This is a genomic window from Williamsia muralis, from assembly GCF_051487485.1.
Lineage (GTDB): Bacteria > Actinomycetota > Actinomycetes > Mycobacteriales > Mycobacteriaceae > Williamsia > Williamsia muralis_B.
The window spans coordinates 605,922-623,055 of the sequence record NZ_JAHVCV010000003.1; the positions used below are offsets into that span (position 1 = coordinate 605,922).

Genomic DNA, 17,134 nt, shown 5'->3' on the forward strand with positions numbered 1-17,134 from the left:
GATCTATGGCACACATCCGCTTTGACGGCATCGTGTTCAATCCCGTACCTCCCCGACCCGCGGACGTGGTGGAGGCCGCGCCGAGATCCGCCGGCAGCCGGACGCGCGAATCGATTGCACCGCGAGAAGCTGTGCCGGTGGGGACGATGGCACAGCTGGCCGCAGTCCGAGACAGCGTTGTCCGTGCTCACCAGGCCACCATTGCTGCAGCGTCGGCTGTCGCACGGGCGACACTGCACGGTGGCCTCAACCCGGCACCGAGACAACTGGTGGAAAGGACGTGGCCCGAGACCGTGGACACGTTCTCCACCACTCGCGCTGCCGAACTCGCGGCTGTGCGTTGCTTTCGACCTCTGGCCCGATCCGCCAAACGGGAGCTGTCCTCCGAAGACCTCGATGTCCTCACCCGCGGCGGGATCGAGCAGGTGTTCGGCCCGACGCACCGCCAAACCGCCACCGATCATGCGACCGGCCGAACCACCACCGCGAACAGCATGTTGACGGTCGCGTCCCACGGACAGGTACAGAGCATCGAAGGTCTGGAGTCGTCGGCACGCGGGGCCGACTTCGGCGGCCTCACAGTGAGGTACGACGGTGACCCCGTTGCGGCCGCACGGTCCGCGGCCGAGATTTTCGGTGTGTTCGTAGGTCTGCATCTGTGCATGTCCGATTGCGTGGCCGAATCGCAGGCACACGGCACCACACCGAATCCACCGTCGTCACAACGATTGTCATTGCGCGTGGTGGAGATCGATCTCGTCCCGATTCCGCATCTACGGGCGCGCGTGAGTATCGATGGGTCAGAACCATCCCCGGACAACGGTTTCGATGTCACCGTTGACTTCATACCTCGCGGTGGTGTCGCGTTGGGCCCCGGTACCAACGGTCACCTGCAGGACTGGACCGGACGCGTGGCGACCACCGGCCGGCAGGCACTGTTGAGCGAGTTCCACATGGCGCATCTGGCCCGCGGTGATCAGGGGATCGCGTTCGGACCTGAGTTCTCGCGCTACACCGGCAACCGGGCCACCCGGCTGCCCACCGGCGGGTTGTTGCTGGTTGACCGGGTCACAGAGTTCTCCGGCACACGAGGCAACTGGGACGCCGGTGCGGACTATCGCACCGAATACGACGTGCCTGCCGACGCGTGGTATCTGGAGGACACTGCAAACGGATCCGTGCCGCACTTCGTCTACATGGAGACATCGTTGCAGGCCGCGCTGCTGATGGGCTACTACCTCGGGCCCACGCTCGGGTCCACAGAAACCCTGCGACTTCGAAACCTCGGCGGAACCGCCACGGTCAGTCGCAGACTCGACCTCAGGGGAAAGACGATAGATCAAAGCTCGACGCTCGTGTCGACGACGCTGATGCCCGGGTCATCGCTACAGAGTTTCGACTACTCCCTTCGGGTGGATGGAGATGAGTTCTACAGCGGCACGACCATGTTCGGGTATTTCAGCGATTCGGCCCTGGACAATCAAACCGGGCTCGACGCAGGACGCCATCGACCGAACTGGCTCGAGACACTGGAGTCGGCACCGCAGATACGCACCATCGATGTGGCGGCACGTAGGGACCGACGCGAACCGCTGTGCTCCACGGGGGCGTTGGCTCTGGTCGACCACGTCGATGTGGTCGACGGAGGTGGCCAGTACGGCAACGGATATCTGCACATGACCCGCGACATCGAGGCAGACGAGTGGTTCTTCGACTGCCACTTCTACCTCGACCCGGTGATACCGGGTTCGCTCGGCGTCGAGTCGGTGATCCAGTGCATCCAAGAGTGGATGGTGGATGCCGGGATGCACCGGCAATGGCGTGACCCGCAGTTCCACATTCCCGAGAACGTGCCCTTCAACTGGAAGTACCGCGGTCAGTTCGTCCCAGACGACGGTCATTGTGAGCTGGAAGTCCACGTGAAAGACATTCGTACCCAGTCGGACTCGGTTGTTGTCGTCGCAGATGCGTCGTTGTGGAAACCGGGGTTGCGCATATACGAACTCATCGACATCTCGGTTGAACTCAGGGAAGGGATCTGACATGGTTGCGTCCTCCACAACATCCGGGACCGATGAGATCGCCCAGACGACAGCGGCTTTGTCAGACCTCTCGCGACCGTGCTGGGTGATCCGGGACCAAGACGACATCCGGGTGACGTCTGACGAGGCAGTCGCAGCTCGGTCAGAGGTGCTCACTGCCGTCGGGGCGTTGACGCCCGACCGTCTCGGCGATCGATCCTTCCAGCATTTTCACGGTGTGCGTTACGGGTACATGGCCGGCGCGATGGCCAATGGAATCGCATCGCCCGATTTGGTCAGCGCGCTGGCCAAGGCCGGATACCTTGCCTCCTACGGCGCTGCAGGCGTCGTACCGGCGAAGGTCGATGCTGCGCTGGCCGAGTTGGCCGCAACACTGCGCGATACCCCCTTTGCCTGCAACGTCATCCACAGTCCGAGCGAACCCGCTCTCGAGCGCGCCATCGTGGATGCATGCCTGCGCCATCGGGTGACCTGCGTCGAGGCGTCCGCCTTCATGTCCATGACGGCGGAACTGGTCCGCTATCGAGTACTCGGGCTCAGATCCGCTCCCGACGGGGGAATCGTCCGGGGTCACAGGGTGGTCGCGAAGGTGTCCCGGCTCGAGGTGGCGGAGGCCTTCTTACGGCCGGCGCCCGCTGCGTTGCTGCGTCAGCTCATGGAATCGGGTGACATCACCGCAGACGCGGCTCACCTGGCCGCGACGGTACCGATGGCCGATGACGTCACCGTCGAGGCGGACTCGGGTGGTCACACCGATCGCCGGCCGTTGCTGGTGGCATTACCTGAGATCATCGCGCTGCGCGACCGCATCGCCGGGGAATCACCTCTCGCCGCGGATGTTCGAATCGGGGCGGCGGGCGGCATCGGTACGCCGGCGGCCGCCGCGGCGGCTTTCGGACTGGGAGCGGCGTACGTCGTGACCGGGTCGATCAATCAGGCAAGTGTGGAGGCGGGTACCTCCGCGGCCACGAAAGAGCTTCTGGCCACCGCTGGTTCAGCCGATTGCGTGATGGCGCCGTCCTCGGACATGTTCGAGATGGGCGTGCAGGTGCAGGTACTTCGACGAGGAACCATGTTCGCCGGCCGCGCCGCTCAGCTGTACGACGCGTACCGCGCTTACGACTCGATCGACGCGATCCCGCAGAAGGTGCGCGACGGGCTCGAACGCGACATCTTCCGCCGGCCGTTGGAATCGGTGTGGGACGAATGCGTGCGTTACTTCACCGAACGTGACCCGAACCAGATCGCGGCTGCCCAGAACAACCCGCGGCGCCGGATGGCGCTGGTGTTCCGGTGGTACCTCGGCCTCTCGTCGGGATGGAGCATCGGTGGGGACGAGACCCGAACAGCGGATTACCAAGTGTGGTGCGGCCCGGCCATGGGAGCGTTCAATTCCTGGGCGGCCGGAACGCATCTGGCGTCCGCCCGCAACCGTCGCGCCGCGGACATCGCGCATCACGTCATGACCGGTGCCGCATTCCACACCCGCGTGGGCATCCTGCGCGGTGCGGGTGTGCACTTCCCGGCGCAAAGTGCGACCTACTGGCCGTCGCTGTAGTGCGTTCGACGGGGGAGTAGGCATGTCTGAGGTGGTGGTGGACGGGACCACCATCGGGTACCACGACACCGGCGTTCCAGCGGGCGTGCCCTGCGCGCAGACAGTGGTGTTTGCGCACGGGTTGTTGTTCGACAGCACGATGTTCGAGGCGCAGGTCGAGGTGCTGCGGGGACGCTACAGGTGTGTTGCCTTCGATTGGCGAGGGCAGGGAACATCACCCCCGACGGTCGACGGGTACGACATCGAAACCCTCACCAGGGATGCGCTGGGCGTGCTCCGGGCTCTCGACATCGGGCCCGTGCACTGGGTGGGGCTCTCGATGGGGGGATTTGTCGGTTTGCGCCTCGGCGCCCGCCACGGCGAGATGCTTCGGTCCCTCGCACTGTTGGACACCAGCGCCCGTGCCGAAACGCCCGGCACTGTACGGGAGTACAAGCGGCTGGCGTGGGCGCAGCAAGTGATCGGATTCGGACCGATCGCATCGATGGTCACGCCGCACATGTTCGGCCCGTCGTATCGGCGCGACCCGCGGAACAAGGCGTCGCTCGATCGCTGGCGACAAGCGGTGGGACGACGGACGCGCGCCAGCGTGCGCAAGGCGGTGTACGGCGTTGCCGAACGCGCCTCGGTAGATCACGAAATCGGCGCGATCGCCATACCCACTCTTGTGCTCGTCGGTGCGGACGACGTCGCCACGCCACCGTCGGAATCCGAACACATCGTGTCGTCGATACCGACGGCCCGACTGCAGGTGATCGACAACTGCGGTCACAGCAGCACGGTGGAACAGCCGGCGGCGGTTTCAGCTCATCTCGCGGACTTCCTCGCAGAGGTGTCCAGAACTCAGTGATCGGCCCGAGGGCACGTAGCTGAATCGCTGGTGTCAGTTCTTCATCAGTCGGATGTTGCGCATCGTCACCAACCCGGTGGCACATAACGTGTCACCGACTGCGGTTGACGTGAACACGTCTGCGGCAGCCACCGTGATGGTGCTGCCTGCCTTGAGTACTCGACCATGAACCACCAGTTTGTCGCCCTGTGCCGGTGCCAAGATCTTGATCGTGTAGTCGACCGTCATGTTGATCCAGCCGGGTGGGAGCAACGTTCCGGCTGCCGAACCGCCGGCGAAGTCTGCCAGGGAGCCGATGACGCCACCCTGGAAGAATCCGTTGTGTTGGGTGAGCTCCTCGCGGTAGGGCGCCACGAGTTCGACATCCCCGGGTTCGATGCGGGTGAAATCGAACCCCAGATGTTTGGCCGCGGGCATGCTGAGGACGACGTCCCTCACCGCCTGCTCGAAATCAGGGTTTGGAGCTTCCATCTCTACCGTCCTTTTCTGGGAATACTGAATCCGAGTCGATGCGATGCGGATCCAGCGTTGAGGTCTGTGTCTGTACACATTCGAAATCCCTTGCGACGTAGCGACGTCGAGCTGCGGCTCGCATGATCTTCCCGCTGGTGGTCTTGTGGAGTTGTCCCGGCGTCACCAAGAGAACATCGCTGACTGTCACCTGATGTTCGCGCGTGACCGCGCCTCGAATCGCGAACGAGATGTCGTGACACCGCGACTCGGGAAGTGGCTCTTCGCCTCTGATCTCCGCTACCACCACCAGGGCCTCCACACGGTCTCGTAACGTGGAGAACGCAGCGCAACCACCAGGCCGGACCGACGGATGTGCCGTCTGTACTGTGTGTTCGATGTCGTGAGGGTAGTAGTTCGTTCCCCGGATGATCACCATGTCTTTAAGGCGCCCCACAACAAAGAGTTCATCATCGATGAATGCACCGAGATCGCCGGTACGTAAGAAACTCACAGCGGGTGAGCCGTCGATGTGGGCATCGAAGGTCGCTGCCGACTCGTCTGGTCGACGCCAGTAACCCTGTGCCACATGATCTCCGGCCACCCAGATCTCACCGATCTGATCGGCGCGGCTTGGCCGTCGGGTATCAGGATCGATGATGCGGACATCTTCTCGCAGCAGGACTGTTCCCGATCCGACAAGCGTGGGTGACGGTTGCTCCGGACTGTGATTCGTCTCAGGAACAAGGCGTTTACGACCGCGCTCCGCGGGATCGACCCCGATGTGGCGAGCGCCCCGGCCTTTTCTCGCGGCCGTCACCAGAAGCGTCGCTTCGGCCAGGCCGTAGCAAGGCATGAACGCGGCCTCGGTGAACCCTGCGGGTTCGAATCGTTCAGCGAACCGTCGTACGGTGTCGTCGCGGATCGGCTCGGCCCCGTTGAACGCAACTTTCCAGTGGCTGAGGTCGAGTCCTGCGACCGTGGCGTCCGTGGCCCGCGCAACACACAGATCGAAGGCGAAGTTCGGGCCTCCACTCGTGTGCGCGCGATAGCGCGAAATCGCCGACAGCCACATCAGTGGCCGCCGGATGAACGCCGACGGTGACATCAGGACGCTGGTGGCACCGACGTAGAGCGGCTGCAGGACATTGCCGATCAGCCCCTGGTCGTGAAAGAAGGGCGCCCACCCCACCACGGTCGATTGACTGTCATGGCCGAAAGCCGCCTGGATCATCCGTTGATTGGCGACAAGATTGCCGTGCGTGACCATCACCCCTTTGGGGTCCGAGGTCGAGCCAGAGGTGTACTGCAGAAAGGCGACGTCGCCGATTGCGGGGCGCCGCGCCTCCAGTTCCGCATCCATCTGGTCGGTGAAGTCGGTGCCTGTAGGTGGCATCTGGTCGACGACAATCCAGCTGATCGTCTGCACGGTCAGCGCCGGCAGCGCCTGTGCCGACTCCAGCATCGAGCTCACGGTGAGGACAGTCGTGGGTTCACAATCCCGCACAATGCTCGCTGTGGTGGCCCGCAACCCATGTGCTCCCGGCGGAACAACCGGCACAGCGACAACTCCTGCGTACAGGCACCCGAAGTAGGCGACGATGAACTCCGGACCCTGAGGGAACACCAGAAGCGCGCGATCGCCGGGTCGGCAGCACGACAGCAGTCGCGACGCCACCTCCGTGGCCTGCCGGTACAGTGCCCCGTAGGTCAGCGTCACCGTCTCGACACCCGAATCATCCAGAAAGACATACGCTTTCCTGTCCGGATCTGAGTCTGCACGTTCACGCAGCAACTGCGGCAACGTCGTCGCCGTCGTCGATTCGGTCGGGGACCGTTGCGCCACGTTCACGTCGCCGGCACCACGTTGTCGAGCGCACGGACCATGTGAGCAGCGATGGCGTCGCGGTGCTGCTGGTGGAAGAAGTGGTCTCCTGTGAACTCATACGATCGAAATGCATTGTGTGAGTGTGCTGCCCAAGCTCGAACTTCTTCGGGGTCAACCACCGGATCTCCTGTCCCGTAGAAGGCCGTGATCGGACACGGCAGTGTTGTTGTGCGCCCGAACGTGTACTTCTCGGACAGTTCCAGGTCGGCTCTGATCAGGGCCAGCACGTACTGACGGAACTCCGGGCTCGTTGCCTCGATATCACCCATGCCCCCCATCGCGCGCAGCGCGGTGATCAAGTCCGGTTCTGAAACGTCATGTATCGGTGTCCTACTCGGCGAACGGTGAGGTGCTCGCCGTCCCGACACAAACAGGTGAACAGGTGGCGCACCGGCAGCACAGAGCTCGTGCGCCAGTTCGAACGCCACCAGTGCCCCCATGCTGTGGCCGTACAGCGCAACCCGTGAGTCGAGAAGACAAATGTCGGAGACCAATGCACTGACCGCCTCGCCGACCCGGCGAAAGTGCGGCTCGGCCGCTCGATCCTCTCGGCCAGGAAGTTGGGTTCGCACCACTGCGATGGTGGTGGGGAACAGGCCGAGCCATCGATTGAAGGACGCCGCGCCACCGCCGGCATGCGGGACGCATATCAAATGGACAGGGGAGTCGTCGGCGCCCCTCAACAGCACGGACGTGGTCATGCTGCCCCATTTATCAGTCGAACCGGGAGCTGGGAGAGCCCGCGGACGATCAAACTGTCTGTCTGCCAGTCGACGTGCTCGGTCGCCAGTTCCAGGCGCCGTACGGGATCGCCGAAGAGAACGCCGATCGCAACCTCTGCCTGTAGCCGCGCGAGGAGGCCGCCGAGGCAGCCGTGCATGCCGTGACCGAACGCGAGGTGCCGCTGACCGGTGCGGGTCAAGTCGAACTCATCTGGTTTCTCGAACACAGCGGGGTCTCTGTTCGCAGCCCCGATACAGAGCAGTATCTGGTCGCCGGCTTCCACCTCGCTCCCGCTGATCTCGACTCCGCGGGTGGCGACTCGTTTGGTCATCTGTAGCGGGCTCTGAAAGCGAAGGGTCTCTGTCACCGCTGCGGTTGCCAGGGACCGGTCCGACGTCAGCAGGTTTCGTTGCTCGGGGTGCTGCAACAGGGCCAGCACAGCGTTCCCGATCAGTGATTTGGTGGTCTCGTTGCCGGCGACAAAACACATGATGCACAGAAAGACGATCTCCTCGGATGCGAAGGCGTCGCCCCCTGAGGTCTTCGCGGCCAGTAGGTTGCTGATCAGGTCCGGGCCGGGGTGCGCTTTGCGGTGAGCCACCACGTCGTCGAACGCAGTGGTGAACTCCTCCACCACGTCGCACACTCGACTGAAGACCGCGGCACTCATCAGGCCTGGTTCCAGCAGGAACCGGATATCCCGAGTCCACGGCCCGACCTGTGCACGAATGCTGTCCGGAACGTCCATCCAGTCACACATCACGGTCACGGGCAAAGGTGCGGCATAGTCACCGATGATGTCCATGCCGTCGTGCCGCGTCTGCTCGAACAACTTCTGCGCGACACCGACAATTCGTGGCCGTAGCGAGGCGACAGCTCTACTGCTGAACGCCTGATTGATCAGGCCGCGCAACCGCGCGTGGTCCGGATTGTCGGTGAACACCAGCGACTTCTCTCCCAATCGCTCGATCCGCGCAACGTTGCTCTGCGACAGACGATCTGCTTGCCGATTCACCAATTGTGGTATCACCGCTGAGCTGAACGTCCGGTCCATCAACACCGATTCGACATCCGCGTGTCGGGTCAACACCCACATACCGAGTGTCTTGTGCGGTGCCGCTTGCTCTTGAAGGGTGCGGTACTGACGATAGGGATCGTCGCGAAACGCGGCGCTGAAGGGGTTGAACCGTGGCACGGGTCGAACTGTGCCGGGGGGAGTGACGGGGGTCGGACCTTCGCGAGCTACCGATGATGTGGTGCCGGTCATCTCGACGCACCGCCGAAGTGGCCGTCGGCATACGGCCGTAGAACCAGGCGCAGAAGACAGATCTTATTCATCCGGAACCCGATTGCGGACATCTTCAGGTACCGCTCGTACCGAGCAACCACATCTTCACCGACGAGGGCAGTGGCTTCCTCACGACGGGCGCGAAGCCGCTGAGCCCACTGTTCACAGGTCCAGGCGTAGTCGAGCCGGCCGTTGGCAACCGACTGCACCTCGAACAATCCGTCGGCGGCGCTGACTATCTCAGCCAACGAGGGAAGGTCGGCGTCGGGAAAGATCTCCTGTTGCATGAACGAATTGGCGTCGCTTCGGGACATGTTCGCGTAGGCGATGGTCTGCAGCGACAACGTCCCGTCTGTGTTGAGCCAGGTGCGGCACCGGGAGAAGAACTCGCGGTATATCCCGATCTTCTCCGTAGGGGTGTCGTCTGGTCGGGCGAAATGCTCGAAAGCACCGATGGAGATGATTCCGTCGAAACGGTCATCGGGCGCGAAGTCCATCCAGTTCTCGGTGCGCACTTCCACGCCGCGTAGGGCGAGCTCCCGAATGTGCCGAGTTTGAGCCTCACTCAACGTCAGACCCACCGCACGTGTCACGCCGTACTCCACCGACGCCTGCTCGAGTATCGCGCCCCATCCGCATCCCACATCGAGGATCGAACGCGCAGTGTCGGCCCGCACCGCATCGAGGTGGAAGCGGAGTTTGCGGTGCTGCGCGACAGCGAGTGTGTCCGTTGCGACAGTGGGCATGGCGCACGAGTACGACAGCGACGAATCCAGCCAGAGCCCGTAGAAATCGTTGCCGACGTCGTAGTGATGACGAATGGCGCGCGTGGCGGCGGACTTCCGCTCCTCTCCGGCGATCTCGTCGACCCGGGCGATCACAGTCGCACGGACTTCTCGTGTACGTAGCCGGCCACTGCCCGGAGTGTCGGGTTGTCGAACAGGGCCTCTGGCGGAACCTCGACTCCGAAATGCCCTTCGACGTCGATGAGCAGAGACACCGCCAGGGCCGAGTCGATGCCAAGCCGGTCGAAGGTCGCATCGGGATTCACTCTGTCGCCCGGCACTCCCAAGATGTTGCCCACGTAGTCCTGACACCAACTGACGATCTCGTCGCTGCGAGCGTTCATGTCTTTGTCACTCATGCCGGCACTCCACTCGTCGATGTGTCACAGGTGTTGTCGGGGATGCGTTTTGCCGCTTTACGTTCGTCTGACGGTAGGCCGACATCCCAGACGAGCCCGCACGCTGCCAGCAACCTGATGAGCCAGTACCCCGGGTCAAGCCGGTACCAGTCCAATCCGAACGAAGCCGACTCCGGGAAAGCGTGGTGGTTGTTGTGCCAGGACTCGCCGAGCGTCACTAGCGCGAACACTCCGCCGTTGCGGCTGTTCTCCCTCGACGCGTAGGGCCGCGTACCGAACATGTGCAGGAAGGAGTTGATGGCCCAGACGATGTGCTCGAGGACAAACATCCGGACCAACCCACCCCACAGAAGCCCACTGATCACCCCGGTCCAGCTCTGATACACCACACCGCCGATCACGGCGGGCAAGATGAGACCCAAGGCAACCCAGTAGTAGTACTGGCGCGCGACGCGGACAAGGGCACGATTCTTGATGAGGTCCGGTGCGTAGTGGACGACGTTCGGATACTCGTGTCGCCGCATCCACAGGAAGTGTGAGTGCATCAGGCCTCGGAGACGTCCCTTGACGTCGGAACCATAAAGGTTGGGGGAGTGGGGGTCTCCGTCCCGGTCACTGCATTCATGATGTCGGCGATGCAGGGCGACCCATGAGACCACTCCTCCTTGACCCGCCATGGATCCGAGGATCACCATCGCGGTGATCACCGACTGCTTCGCCTTGAAAGTGCGATGAGTGAAGAGCCGGTGGTAACCAACGGTGATTCCCAGGCCCGTCAGCAACCACAGCGAGAAGAACAAGACGAGCTCGGTGAGTCCGAGGGGGTGTACGAACAGGAACGCCAGCGCCGCTACGGTTCCGACGATCGGGAGGATGTCGAACAGCAGAAAGTGCCGACGTTGCAGCCGGTGCAGATACGCATTGCTCACCGTCTTGGTTCGCGGGGCCTGCGGTGCGCGGGGACTGTCGGTCATCTGTTCCCTGCCTACGCGGACCGAAAGATGGGATACAGACTGGGGCCCCCCGGAAGTGTGATCTCGCCACCGATTCGCTTCGATCCGAGACGTTCCCACAGCCGGAGACTGCGCAGCGACGAAGCCTCGGCGTACACCCCGAAACCGTGCGTGACACGGAGTTCGCGGAAGGCGCCGATCAACATCTCGCGCGCTCCGGTACCGCGGGTTTCCGGTCGGATAGCGGCGTACAACGCGTGAACGTGCAGCGGCAGATCAGTGGGGTGGTGCGCATCGAGAGTCTGCATGAGCGTGCTGACCTTGGGACCGCACGGTCCGCATGCCTGTTCCAACTCGGCCAGGACCGCGATGTCGTCCTCTTCGCTCGATGCCTCTGTCCCCGACCAGACGAGCACGCCATCATAGGACGTCGTCGCCGCGACGGCACCCCCGTTGTCGAGCAGCTGCCGTGTGGTGATGTCGAAGAACGCATCGAGGTAACGCGCCCGCTCCGGAACATCCTCCGGGATGGCCCATTTGATGACCGGGTCGTCGGCGAAGGCGCACGACAGCGTGGCGACGACTGCCGCGAGGTCGGGGTCCGAGGTGACTATGGGATCAGTTGATGAAGGTTGAGCAATGGTCATGGAACCAGAGGCCTTTCGGTGGTGTCGGTGTATGCCTTGATGATTGCCGCTGCGCAGGCGTCTATGTCCTCGGCGGTGGTCTGCCAGTTGCACACCGACAGCCGCAACGTGGGGATGCCACGCCAGACGGTGGGACTTGCCCAGCCCGTGCCACCGCGTTGCAGGGCTTCGACGATGTGGTCGAGACGAATCGAGGGATCATGAGGGTCGTCGGTGTCGAATACGACCAGCACCTGATTCAGTACCACGTCGTTGACTATCGAGATCCCGTCGACGAGTACCAACTGATCGGCCAATCGCCCTGCCAGCGAACAGCATCGATCGATCAGCTCGGCAACACCACGTGTTCCGAGGTGCCGCAACGTGGACCACAACACCAATCCACGGGCACGGCGAGACAGATCAGGTGTGTAGTCGGCGGGATCACGGGCACCCTCGGGTGCGACGGTGAGATAGTCGGCAGTGGTGCGCAGCGCGGCGCGATGGGCCTCGGGATCGGCGCAGAAGACCAAACCGCAGTCGTAGGGCACGTTGAGCCACTTGTGAGCGTCTGTGGCCCACGAATCGGCCGACGCCAAACCCTCGACATGTTGTCGCGCAGTAGCACTCGCGGCCGCCCACATTCCGAAGGCGGCATCGAGATGCACCCACCCGTCTCGTGCATGCGCCAGTTCGGCGATGGTGTCCAGCCGGTCGACCGATCCGGAGTCGACGTTCCCCACCTGACCGCAGACGATCAACGGCCCGGTTGTGTTCTCGAGAGTCGCCTCCAGTGCCGGAATCGACATCCGGCCCTGATCGTCCACATCCACGGGGTGTATCTGCCCAGCCATGCCGAGAAGCCGAAGCGCCCGATAGACGGTCGTGTGGCAGCCGCGGCTGACCAGCACCCGGGGCACCGGAGCGCCGAACAGGCCGTGGCGCTCCACATCCCATCCGGCTCTGGCCAGCACGGCGTGGCGGGCAGCGGCTAGGCCGCTGAGGTTGGCCATCGCGCAACCGGAGGTGATACCGGTCGATGTGCCCTCCGGCAGGCCGAACATATCGACCAGCCACCGGGCGACGGTCTCTTCGACAACGGACGCTGTCGGACTGGTTGCGTAGAGCGCGCCGCACTGATCCCACACAGAGGTGACCCATTCGGTCGCAATGGCCACCGGGTATGCGCCTCCCATGACAAAGCCGAGAAACGTCGGAGCACCTGAATGCAGCAGTCCGGGTTCCCCTTTGGTGAACAGCTCGCCGAGCACGGACCACGGGTCCAGACCCTGGTCCGGTAGTGGCCCGGCGAAGGAGGCCTCCAGCTCGGCGCGGGCCATCACACGCTCGGAGTTGTCGTCGGCCAGATAGTTGATGCTGTAGTCGCACACTGCGCGCAGCAAGTTGTCGATGTCGGTGGCAGAAGCGCTCTGTAGTGTCCTCATCTCGCGTCCCAGTCTTCTGCGGGCCCGCCGCCGGGAGGGGATGACGGGGCTCTTTGTCATGGACCGATCGGGCAGTGCTATCGCCGGAGCTGATCTACTTGAGACCGCTTCGCACAAAGGCGTTGACGATGTGGCGCTGCAGGATGACATAGAGAACGAAGATCGGCAGGCACGCCAGACCGGCCAGAGCCATCATCGGACCCCACTGATCGCCTTCGGTGCCCATGAAACTCCGCAGACCGAGTTGCAAGACGTCGTTGCTTGATTGAAGTACCACTGCGGGCCAGAAGTACTCGTTCCAGGAGTTGATGAACAACAAGATGGCCAGCGCCGCCAACGCCGGACGCAGGTTCGGAACCACGACTGTCCACAGGATCGACCACGAGGATCGCCCGTCCATCCGTGCTGCTTCGATCAATTCCTTCGGGAATCCGGACATGTGTGTGCGCATCATCAGGACGGCGAGCGCTGAACTGAGAGTTGGGACAACCACCCCGGACAGTGTGTTGAGCAGTCCCAACTGGTTCAGCAGAACGTAATTCGGCAGCATGGTCACCTGGTAAGGCACCAACCAGGTGCCGACAAACGCCAGGTACAGCAGGCCCTGGAACTTGAACCGATAGACCGCAAACGCGTACGAGGCGAGGATCGCGATGAGAAGCTGGCCGCAGGTAGAGGCAAGCGCAACACCGAAAGTGTTGAGCATCAACCTCGTCACGTCGACTTTGTCGGCGGCGTCGAAGTAGTTCTCCACCGACAGCGGCCACGGCAGGGGCGTCAAGGAGCTGACGTCGCCGGGACGCCGGAGCGACGTCGCGACCAGCCAGTAGATCGGGAACATACACGTCAGTGCGATGACCGCCAGTGTGAGGTGCCCCCAGATCCGCGCGAGCACACCACGTCCCGCGCCCGCGGTCGAGGCGGGCAATGTCGGCAGGGGAGGACGGACAGGCTCCGCCTTGTCCTCTGTCTTCAACATGCTGTCAGTTGTCATGGAAGGTGATCCGTTCCGACAGCCAGACCAAGAAGCCGGCGACAACGCCGAATCCGAGGAACAGGACGATGCCTGCCGCCGCGCTCAGGCCGGCATTGAATGAGTGGAATCCGTAGTCCCAGAGGAGGTAATAGATGTTTGTGGTCGCACCGGCCGGCCCACCCTGGGTCAGGGTGTCGATCAGCGGGAAACTCCACTGGGCGCTGAGCAGGATGGTCATGAGAGTGAGGAACACAAGAGTTGGCGACAGCAGAGGCAGGGTGATCCGCCGGCCGATCTGGAGCCGGGTTGCTCCGTCGAGCTGTGCGGCCTCGTCGTAGTCCGAGCTGATGCCGGCGAGACCGGCGGCCACTGCCAGCACCGCGAATCCGATCAGGTGCCATCCGGTGATGACGATGATCGCCAGTTGCGCCGTGTTCTTGTCGTAGATCCAGTTGTGGTCGGTTCGCAAGACCCTGTTGACGATTCCGCCACTGGGATCGAGCAACCACCGCCACACCGCTGCCCCTGCTACCGGCGCCACCAGGAAGGGCGCGAAGATGAACCCCTGGTAGATCCGCGAGCTTCGTACCGAGACACCCCGCATCGCGAACCCGATCACCACCGGAACCACCACGGTGAACGGCAGCAGACCGATGATGAGTACAACCGTCAGCCACACGGCATCACCGAGTGCCGGCAGTTCGAACAACTGCTTGTAGTTGTCGGTGCCCACCGACTTCATGGGACTTGCCGGAAGAAGGTTCCACGACACGGTGGACAACTGCACCGCTTGGACAAGCGGCCGGTAGGTCCACACCACCAAGAGGATCAACGCCGGGGTGAGGTACAGATAGGGCACGATGCCCCGCGTGAGCCGCGACCACCGCCGGGACCGCACAGGCGGTACCGGGGTGGTCGTCGAACTGTGTACGGGCGTCGGTGTCTCGACCGGAACGAACATCGTGGATCAGTTCGCGTTCGGGGTGAGCGACCAGAGTCGTTCGAGGGCCACCGACTGCGGTTCGCTGTACACATCCTCCACGCCGACGACGTCGACGGATGTGGCAACCGCAGATTCACCGAACAGATCGATTCGGCTGAACCCGAAACCGACACCGGCCCGGTGCCTTCCCTGCGGCGGTACCGGATCGGTGCGGTACGACAGCGGCGGGCCGATCCAGACCGGGATGCCCGATATGGCCGAGGCGCCGGTGTAATGCGCGTGGCCGCAGAGGATCATTCGCACATCCGAGCCGGCGATGACCGACTCGAGCGCGCTCGGGTCCGTCAGTCGGAGAAAGTCGACCGTGGCGACGGGCGACCGAACCGGCGGATGGTGCATCACCAGCAGCGTGCCGCGCGGGGCCCTGTCCTCCAATACCTTTGCCAGCCAGTCCAGCTGGACATCCTCGAGACTGCCGTCATGACGCCCCGGCGTGGTGCTGTCGAGTACCACGATGCGCAGTCCACCGATGTGGTGGACCGCATCGTACGGCGCGCCGAGGTCGGTCGACCCATTGCGACTCAAGTCCAGGCCGATGCGGAACCCGGCGCGGTCATCGTGATTTCCCATCGCGTAACACAGCGTTGCGCCGAGCCTCGCCGCGGTGGGCTCCAACATCGTTCGCAGCGTTCGGTAAGCCTCGGGGGACCCCGCGTCGGCGAGATCGCCGGACACGATGATCGCGTCCACCGACCCTTCCCAAGCGTCCAGGTGGTCGAGAACCTTACGCAGATTCCGTGTTGTGTCCATCATCCCGTGCATCAGATCGCCGCCGCCGCTCAAATGCGTGTCGGTGAGCTGGATGACGGTGTGGTCGGGCCCGGTCATGACACCGGCAGAAGCGTGTTCGCCTGCTCCTGCGCGGCCGTCAAGGCAGTCGCCGGATCGGCACCCTGGAATACCGCGGACTCCACGGCAGACATCATGCCGTCGCGAATCTGCAGATATTCATTGCCGGGCATCGAGATCCACGGTTCCATCGACTTCAGCTGCTCCAGGTTCGGCTCGAGGAGCGGGTTCTGAGCCGCCCACTCCTGCAATCCGGCCGGGTCGTCCATCAAACCGGTGCGCAGCGGGAGATAGCCGATGCCACTGGAGATCTTGACGTAGGCCTGTTCGCTGGTGAGGAACTTGATCAGCTCCCACGAAGCACGCTGCTTGGCGGGGTCTTGCGAGAAGATGAACAGCGAGGCACCGGAGTTGGTCGGCACGACGGGCTTGTCGCCGAAGCTCGGCATCGTCGTGGATCGCAGGTCCCATTTGTCCTTGGCGCCCTTGACGAACTGGTCTTGAATCGCGCTCGTCTCCAGGAGCATTCCCATCTCGCCGCGAGCAAATGCTTCATACCCCTGCTTTTGTGTCAGCTTCGGAGTGGCTCCCGAGTTGACCATCTGCTGTGCCATGCTGACCACCTCGACCGCAGCCGGGTCGGCGAACGTCAGCGTGTCCCGGTTCTCGGAGATCACCCGGCCGCCGTTCGAGCGCACCAGGCTCTGGAAGCACCAGTCTTTGGCGGTCTTGGTCAGGCAGTCGATGTAGGCGCCGCCCTTGCCCGTCTTGTCGGCGATGGCCTTGGCAGCGACCGCAACTTCGTCCCAGGTACGCGGCGGGTTGTTCGGGTCCAGGCCGGCTTGCTCGAAAAGTGTTGCGTTGTAGTAGAACACCGGCGTCGAGAACACGAACGGAACGCCGTATGTCTGACCGTCCCAGTCGCTCAACGTTCGGGCAGTCGGAGCGAACGGATGCGTGGTGCCCTCGAAGTTCTTGTCCACTGCCTCTTCGCCGACCAATTGATCCAGCGACTTGGCCTGGAGTTGATTCACCGTGAAGTCGAGATCGGAGAATCCCAGCTGTGCAACGTCAGGGGGATTGCCGGCGGTCATCTGATTGCGGATGCTGGAAATGGTGTCGGTGGCCGGGTTGGGACTGTTTCCAGCCGGCTTCTGCGGGGTGACGGTGATGTTCGGATGCTCTTTCGAGAAGTCTGCGAGCAAGCTGTTGAACGTGTCCGTCCACGCACCCGCCAGTCCATAGTTGTAGCTCTCGAAGACGATCGAGACCTTCTGGTCGTCCGCCAATTCGGGAATGGCTGAGGTTTCTGTTTCGTCCGAGGTACTCGACAAACAGCCGGTGAGCGTCAACAGTGACGCGATCAACGGCACGGCGATCTTGAGTCTGGCCTTCACGG

General features: G+C 63.2%; 16 protein-coding genes. 3 read left to right on the forward strand and 13 right to left on the reverse strand.

What is annotated here, in order from left to right; translation table 11 throughout:
• The first annotated feature begins 5 nt into the window (after positions 1-5).
• The 3 genes from KXR83_RS11165 to KXR83_RS11175 are packed head-to-tail and all read left to right on the forward strand — an operon-like array spanning position 6 to position 4,450.
• Complete coding sequence (locus KXR83_RS11165; protein ID WP_437424881.1) at positions 6-2,042, forward strand: beta-ketoacyl synthase; 2,037 nt, start codon at positions 6-8, stop codon at positions 2,040-2,042.
• 1 nt (position 2,043) lies between these two features.
• Entirely contained in the window at positions 2,044-3,600 is a 1,557-nt protein-coding gene (locus KXR83_RS11170; protein WP_437424882.1) for a PfaD family polyunsaturated fatty acid/polyketide biosynthesis protein, read from the forward strand.
• A 22-nt stretch (positions 3,601-3,622) separates the two neighbouring features.
• On the forward strand, positions 3,623-4,450 hold the full coding sequence (locus tag KXR83_RS11175; RefSeq protein ID WP_437424883.1) for an alpha/beta fold hydrolase: 828 nt from the start codon (positions 3,623-3,625) through the stop codon (positions 4,448-4,450).
• Positions 4,451-4,483: 33 nt separating this feature from the next.
• Here KXR83_RS11175 and KXR83_RS11180 read toward each other — a convergent pair whose 3' ends face one another.
• From KXR83_RS11180 to KXR83_RS11240, 13 genes are all read right to left on the reverse strand, one after another.
• Positions 4,484-4,921, reverse strand: coding sequence for a PaaI family thioesterase (locus KXR83_RS11180; protein WP_437424884.1), 438 nt, complete (start codon positions 4,919-4,921; stop codon positions 4,484-4,486).
• The gene (locus tag KXR83_RS11185; RefSeq protein WP_437424885.1) at positions 4,902-6,752 is read right to left on the reverse strand and encodes a fatty acyl-AMP ligase; all 1,851 of its coding nucleotides are present in this window, start codon (positions 6,750-6,752) and stop codon (positions 4,902-4,904) included. The genes KXR83_RS11180 and KXR83_RS11185 overlap by 20 nt, the downstream gene beginning before the upstream one ends.
• Positions 6,749-7,489 carry a thioesterase II family protein gene (locus KXR83_RS11190; RefSeq protein WP_437424886.1) on the reverse strand — a complete coding sequence of 247 codons (741 nt, stop codon included), beginning with the start codon at positions 7,487-7,489 and terminating at the stop codon, positions 6,749-6,751. Before KXR83_RS11190 ends, KXR83_RS11185 begins: the two co-directional genes overlap by 4 nt.
• The gene (locus KXR83_RS11195; protein ID WP_437424887.1) at positions 7,486-8,706 is read right to left on the reverse strand and encodes a cytochrome P450; all 1,221 of its coding nucleotides are present in this window, start codon (positions 8,704-8,706) and stop codon (positions 7,486-7,488) included. The genes KXR83_RS11190 and KXR83_RS11195 overlap by 4 nt, the downstream gene beginning before the upstream one ends.
• Positions 8,707-8,774: 68 nt before the next feature.
• Entirely contained in the window at positions 8,775-9,680 is a 906-nt protein-coding gene (locus tag KXR83_RS11200) for a class I SAM-dependent methyltransferase (RefSeq protein WP_437424888.1), read from the reverse strand.
• The gene (locus tag KXR83_RS11205) at positions 9,677-9,943 is read right to left on the reverse strand and encodes an acyl carrier protein (protein ID WP_437424889.1); all 267 of its coding nucleotides are present in this window, start codon (positions 9,941-9,943) and stop codon (positions 9,677-9,679) included. The genes KXR83_RS11200 and KXR83_RS11205 overlap by 4 nt, the downstream gene beginning before the upstream one ends.
• Positions 9,940-10,917 carry an acyl-CoA desaturase gene (locus KXR83_RS11210; RefSeq protein ID WP_437424890.1) on the reverse strand — a complete coding sequence of 326 codons (978 nt, stop codon included), beginning with the start codon at positions 10,915-10,917 and terminating at the stop codon, positions 9,940-9,942. The genes KXR83_RS11205 and KXR83_RS11210 overlap by 4 nt, the downstream gene beginning before the upstream one ends.
• An 11-nt stretch (positions 10,918-10,928) precedes the next feature.
• On the reverse strand, positions 10,929-11,543 hold the full coding sequence (locus KXR83_RS11215; protein ID WP_437424891.1) for a hypothetical protein: 615 nt from the start codon (positions 11,541-11,543) through the stop codon (positions 10,929-10,931).
• The gene (locus tag KXR83_RS11220; protein WP_437424892.1) at positions 11,540-12,967 is read right to left on the reverse strand and encodes a pyridoxal phosphate-dependent decarboxylase family protein; all 1,428 of its coding nucleotides are present in this window, start codon (positions 12,965-12,967) and stop codon (positions 11,540-11,542) included. The genes KXR83_RS11215 and KXR83_RS11220 overlap by 4 nt, the downstream gene beginning before the upstream one ends.
• A gap of 94 nt (positions 12,968-13,061) precedes the next feature.
• Entirely contained in the window at positions 13,062-13,808 is a 747-nt protein-coding gene (locus tag KXR83_RS11225) for a carbohydrate ABC transporter permease (RefSeq protein ID WP_038253562.1), read from the reverse strand.
• 142 nt (positions 13,809-13,950) lie between these two features.
• Positions 13,951-14,904, reverse strand: a complete 954-nt coding sequence (locus KXR83_RS11230) for a carbohydrate ABC transporter permease (RefSeq protein ID WP_437424893.1) — start codon at positions 14,902-14,904, stop codon at positions 13,951-13,953.
• A gap of 6 nt (positions 14,905-14,910) precedes the next feature.
• Entirely contained in the window at positions 14,911-15,774 is an 864-nt protein-coding gene (locus KXR83_RS11235; protein ID WP_062798230.1) for a metallophosphoesterase, read from the reverse strand.
• Positions 15,771-17,132, reverse strand: coding sequence for an ABC transporter substrate-binding protein (locus KXR83_RS11240; RefSeq protein ID WP_437424894.1), 1,362 nt, complete (start codon positions 17,130-17,132; stop codon positions 15,771-15,773). The genes KXR83_RS11235 and KXR83_RS11240 overlap by 4 nt, the downstream gene beginning before the upstream one ends.
• Positions 17,133-17,134 lie beyond the last annotated feature (2 nt).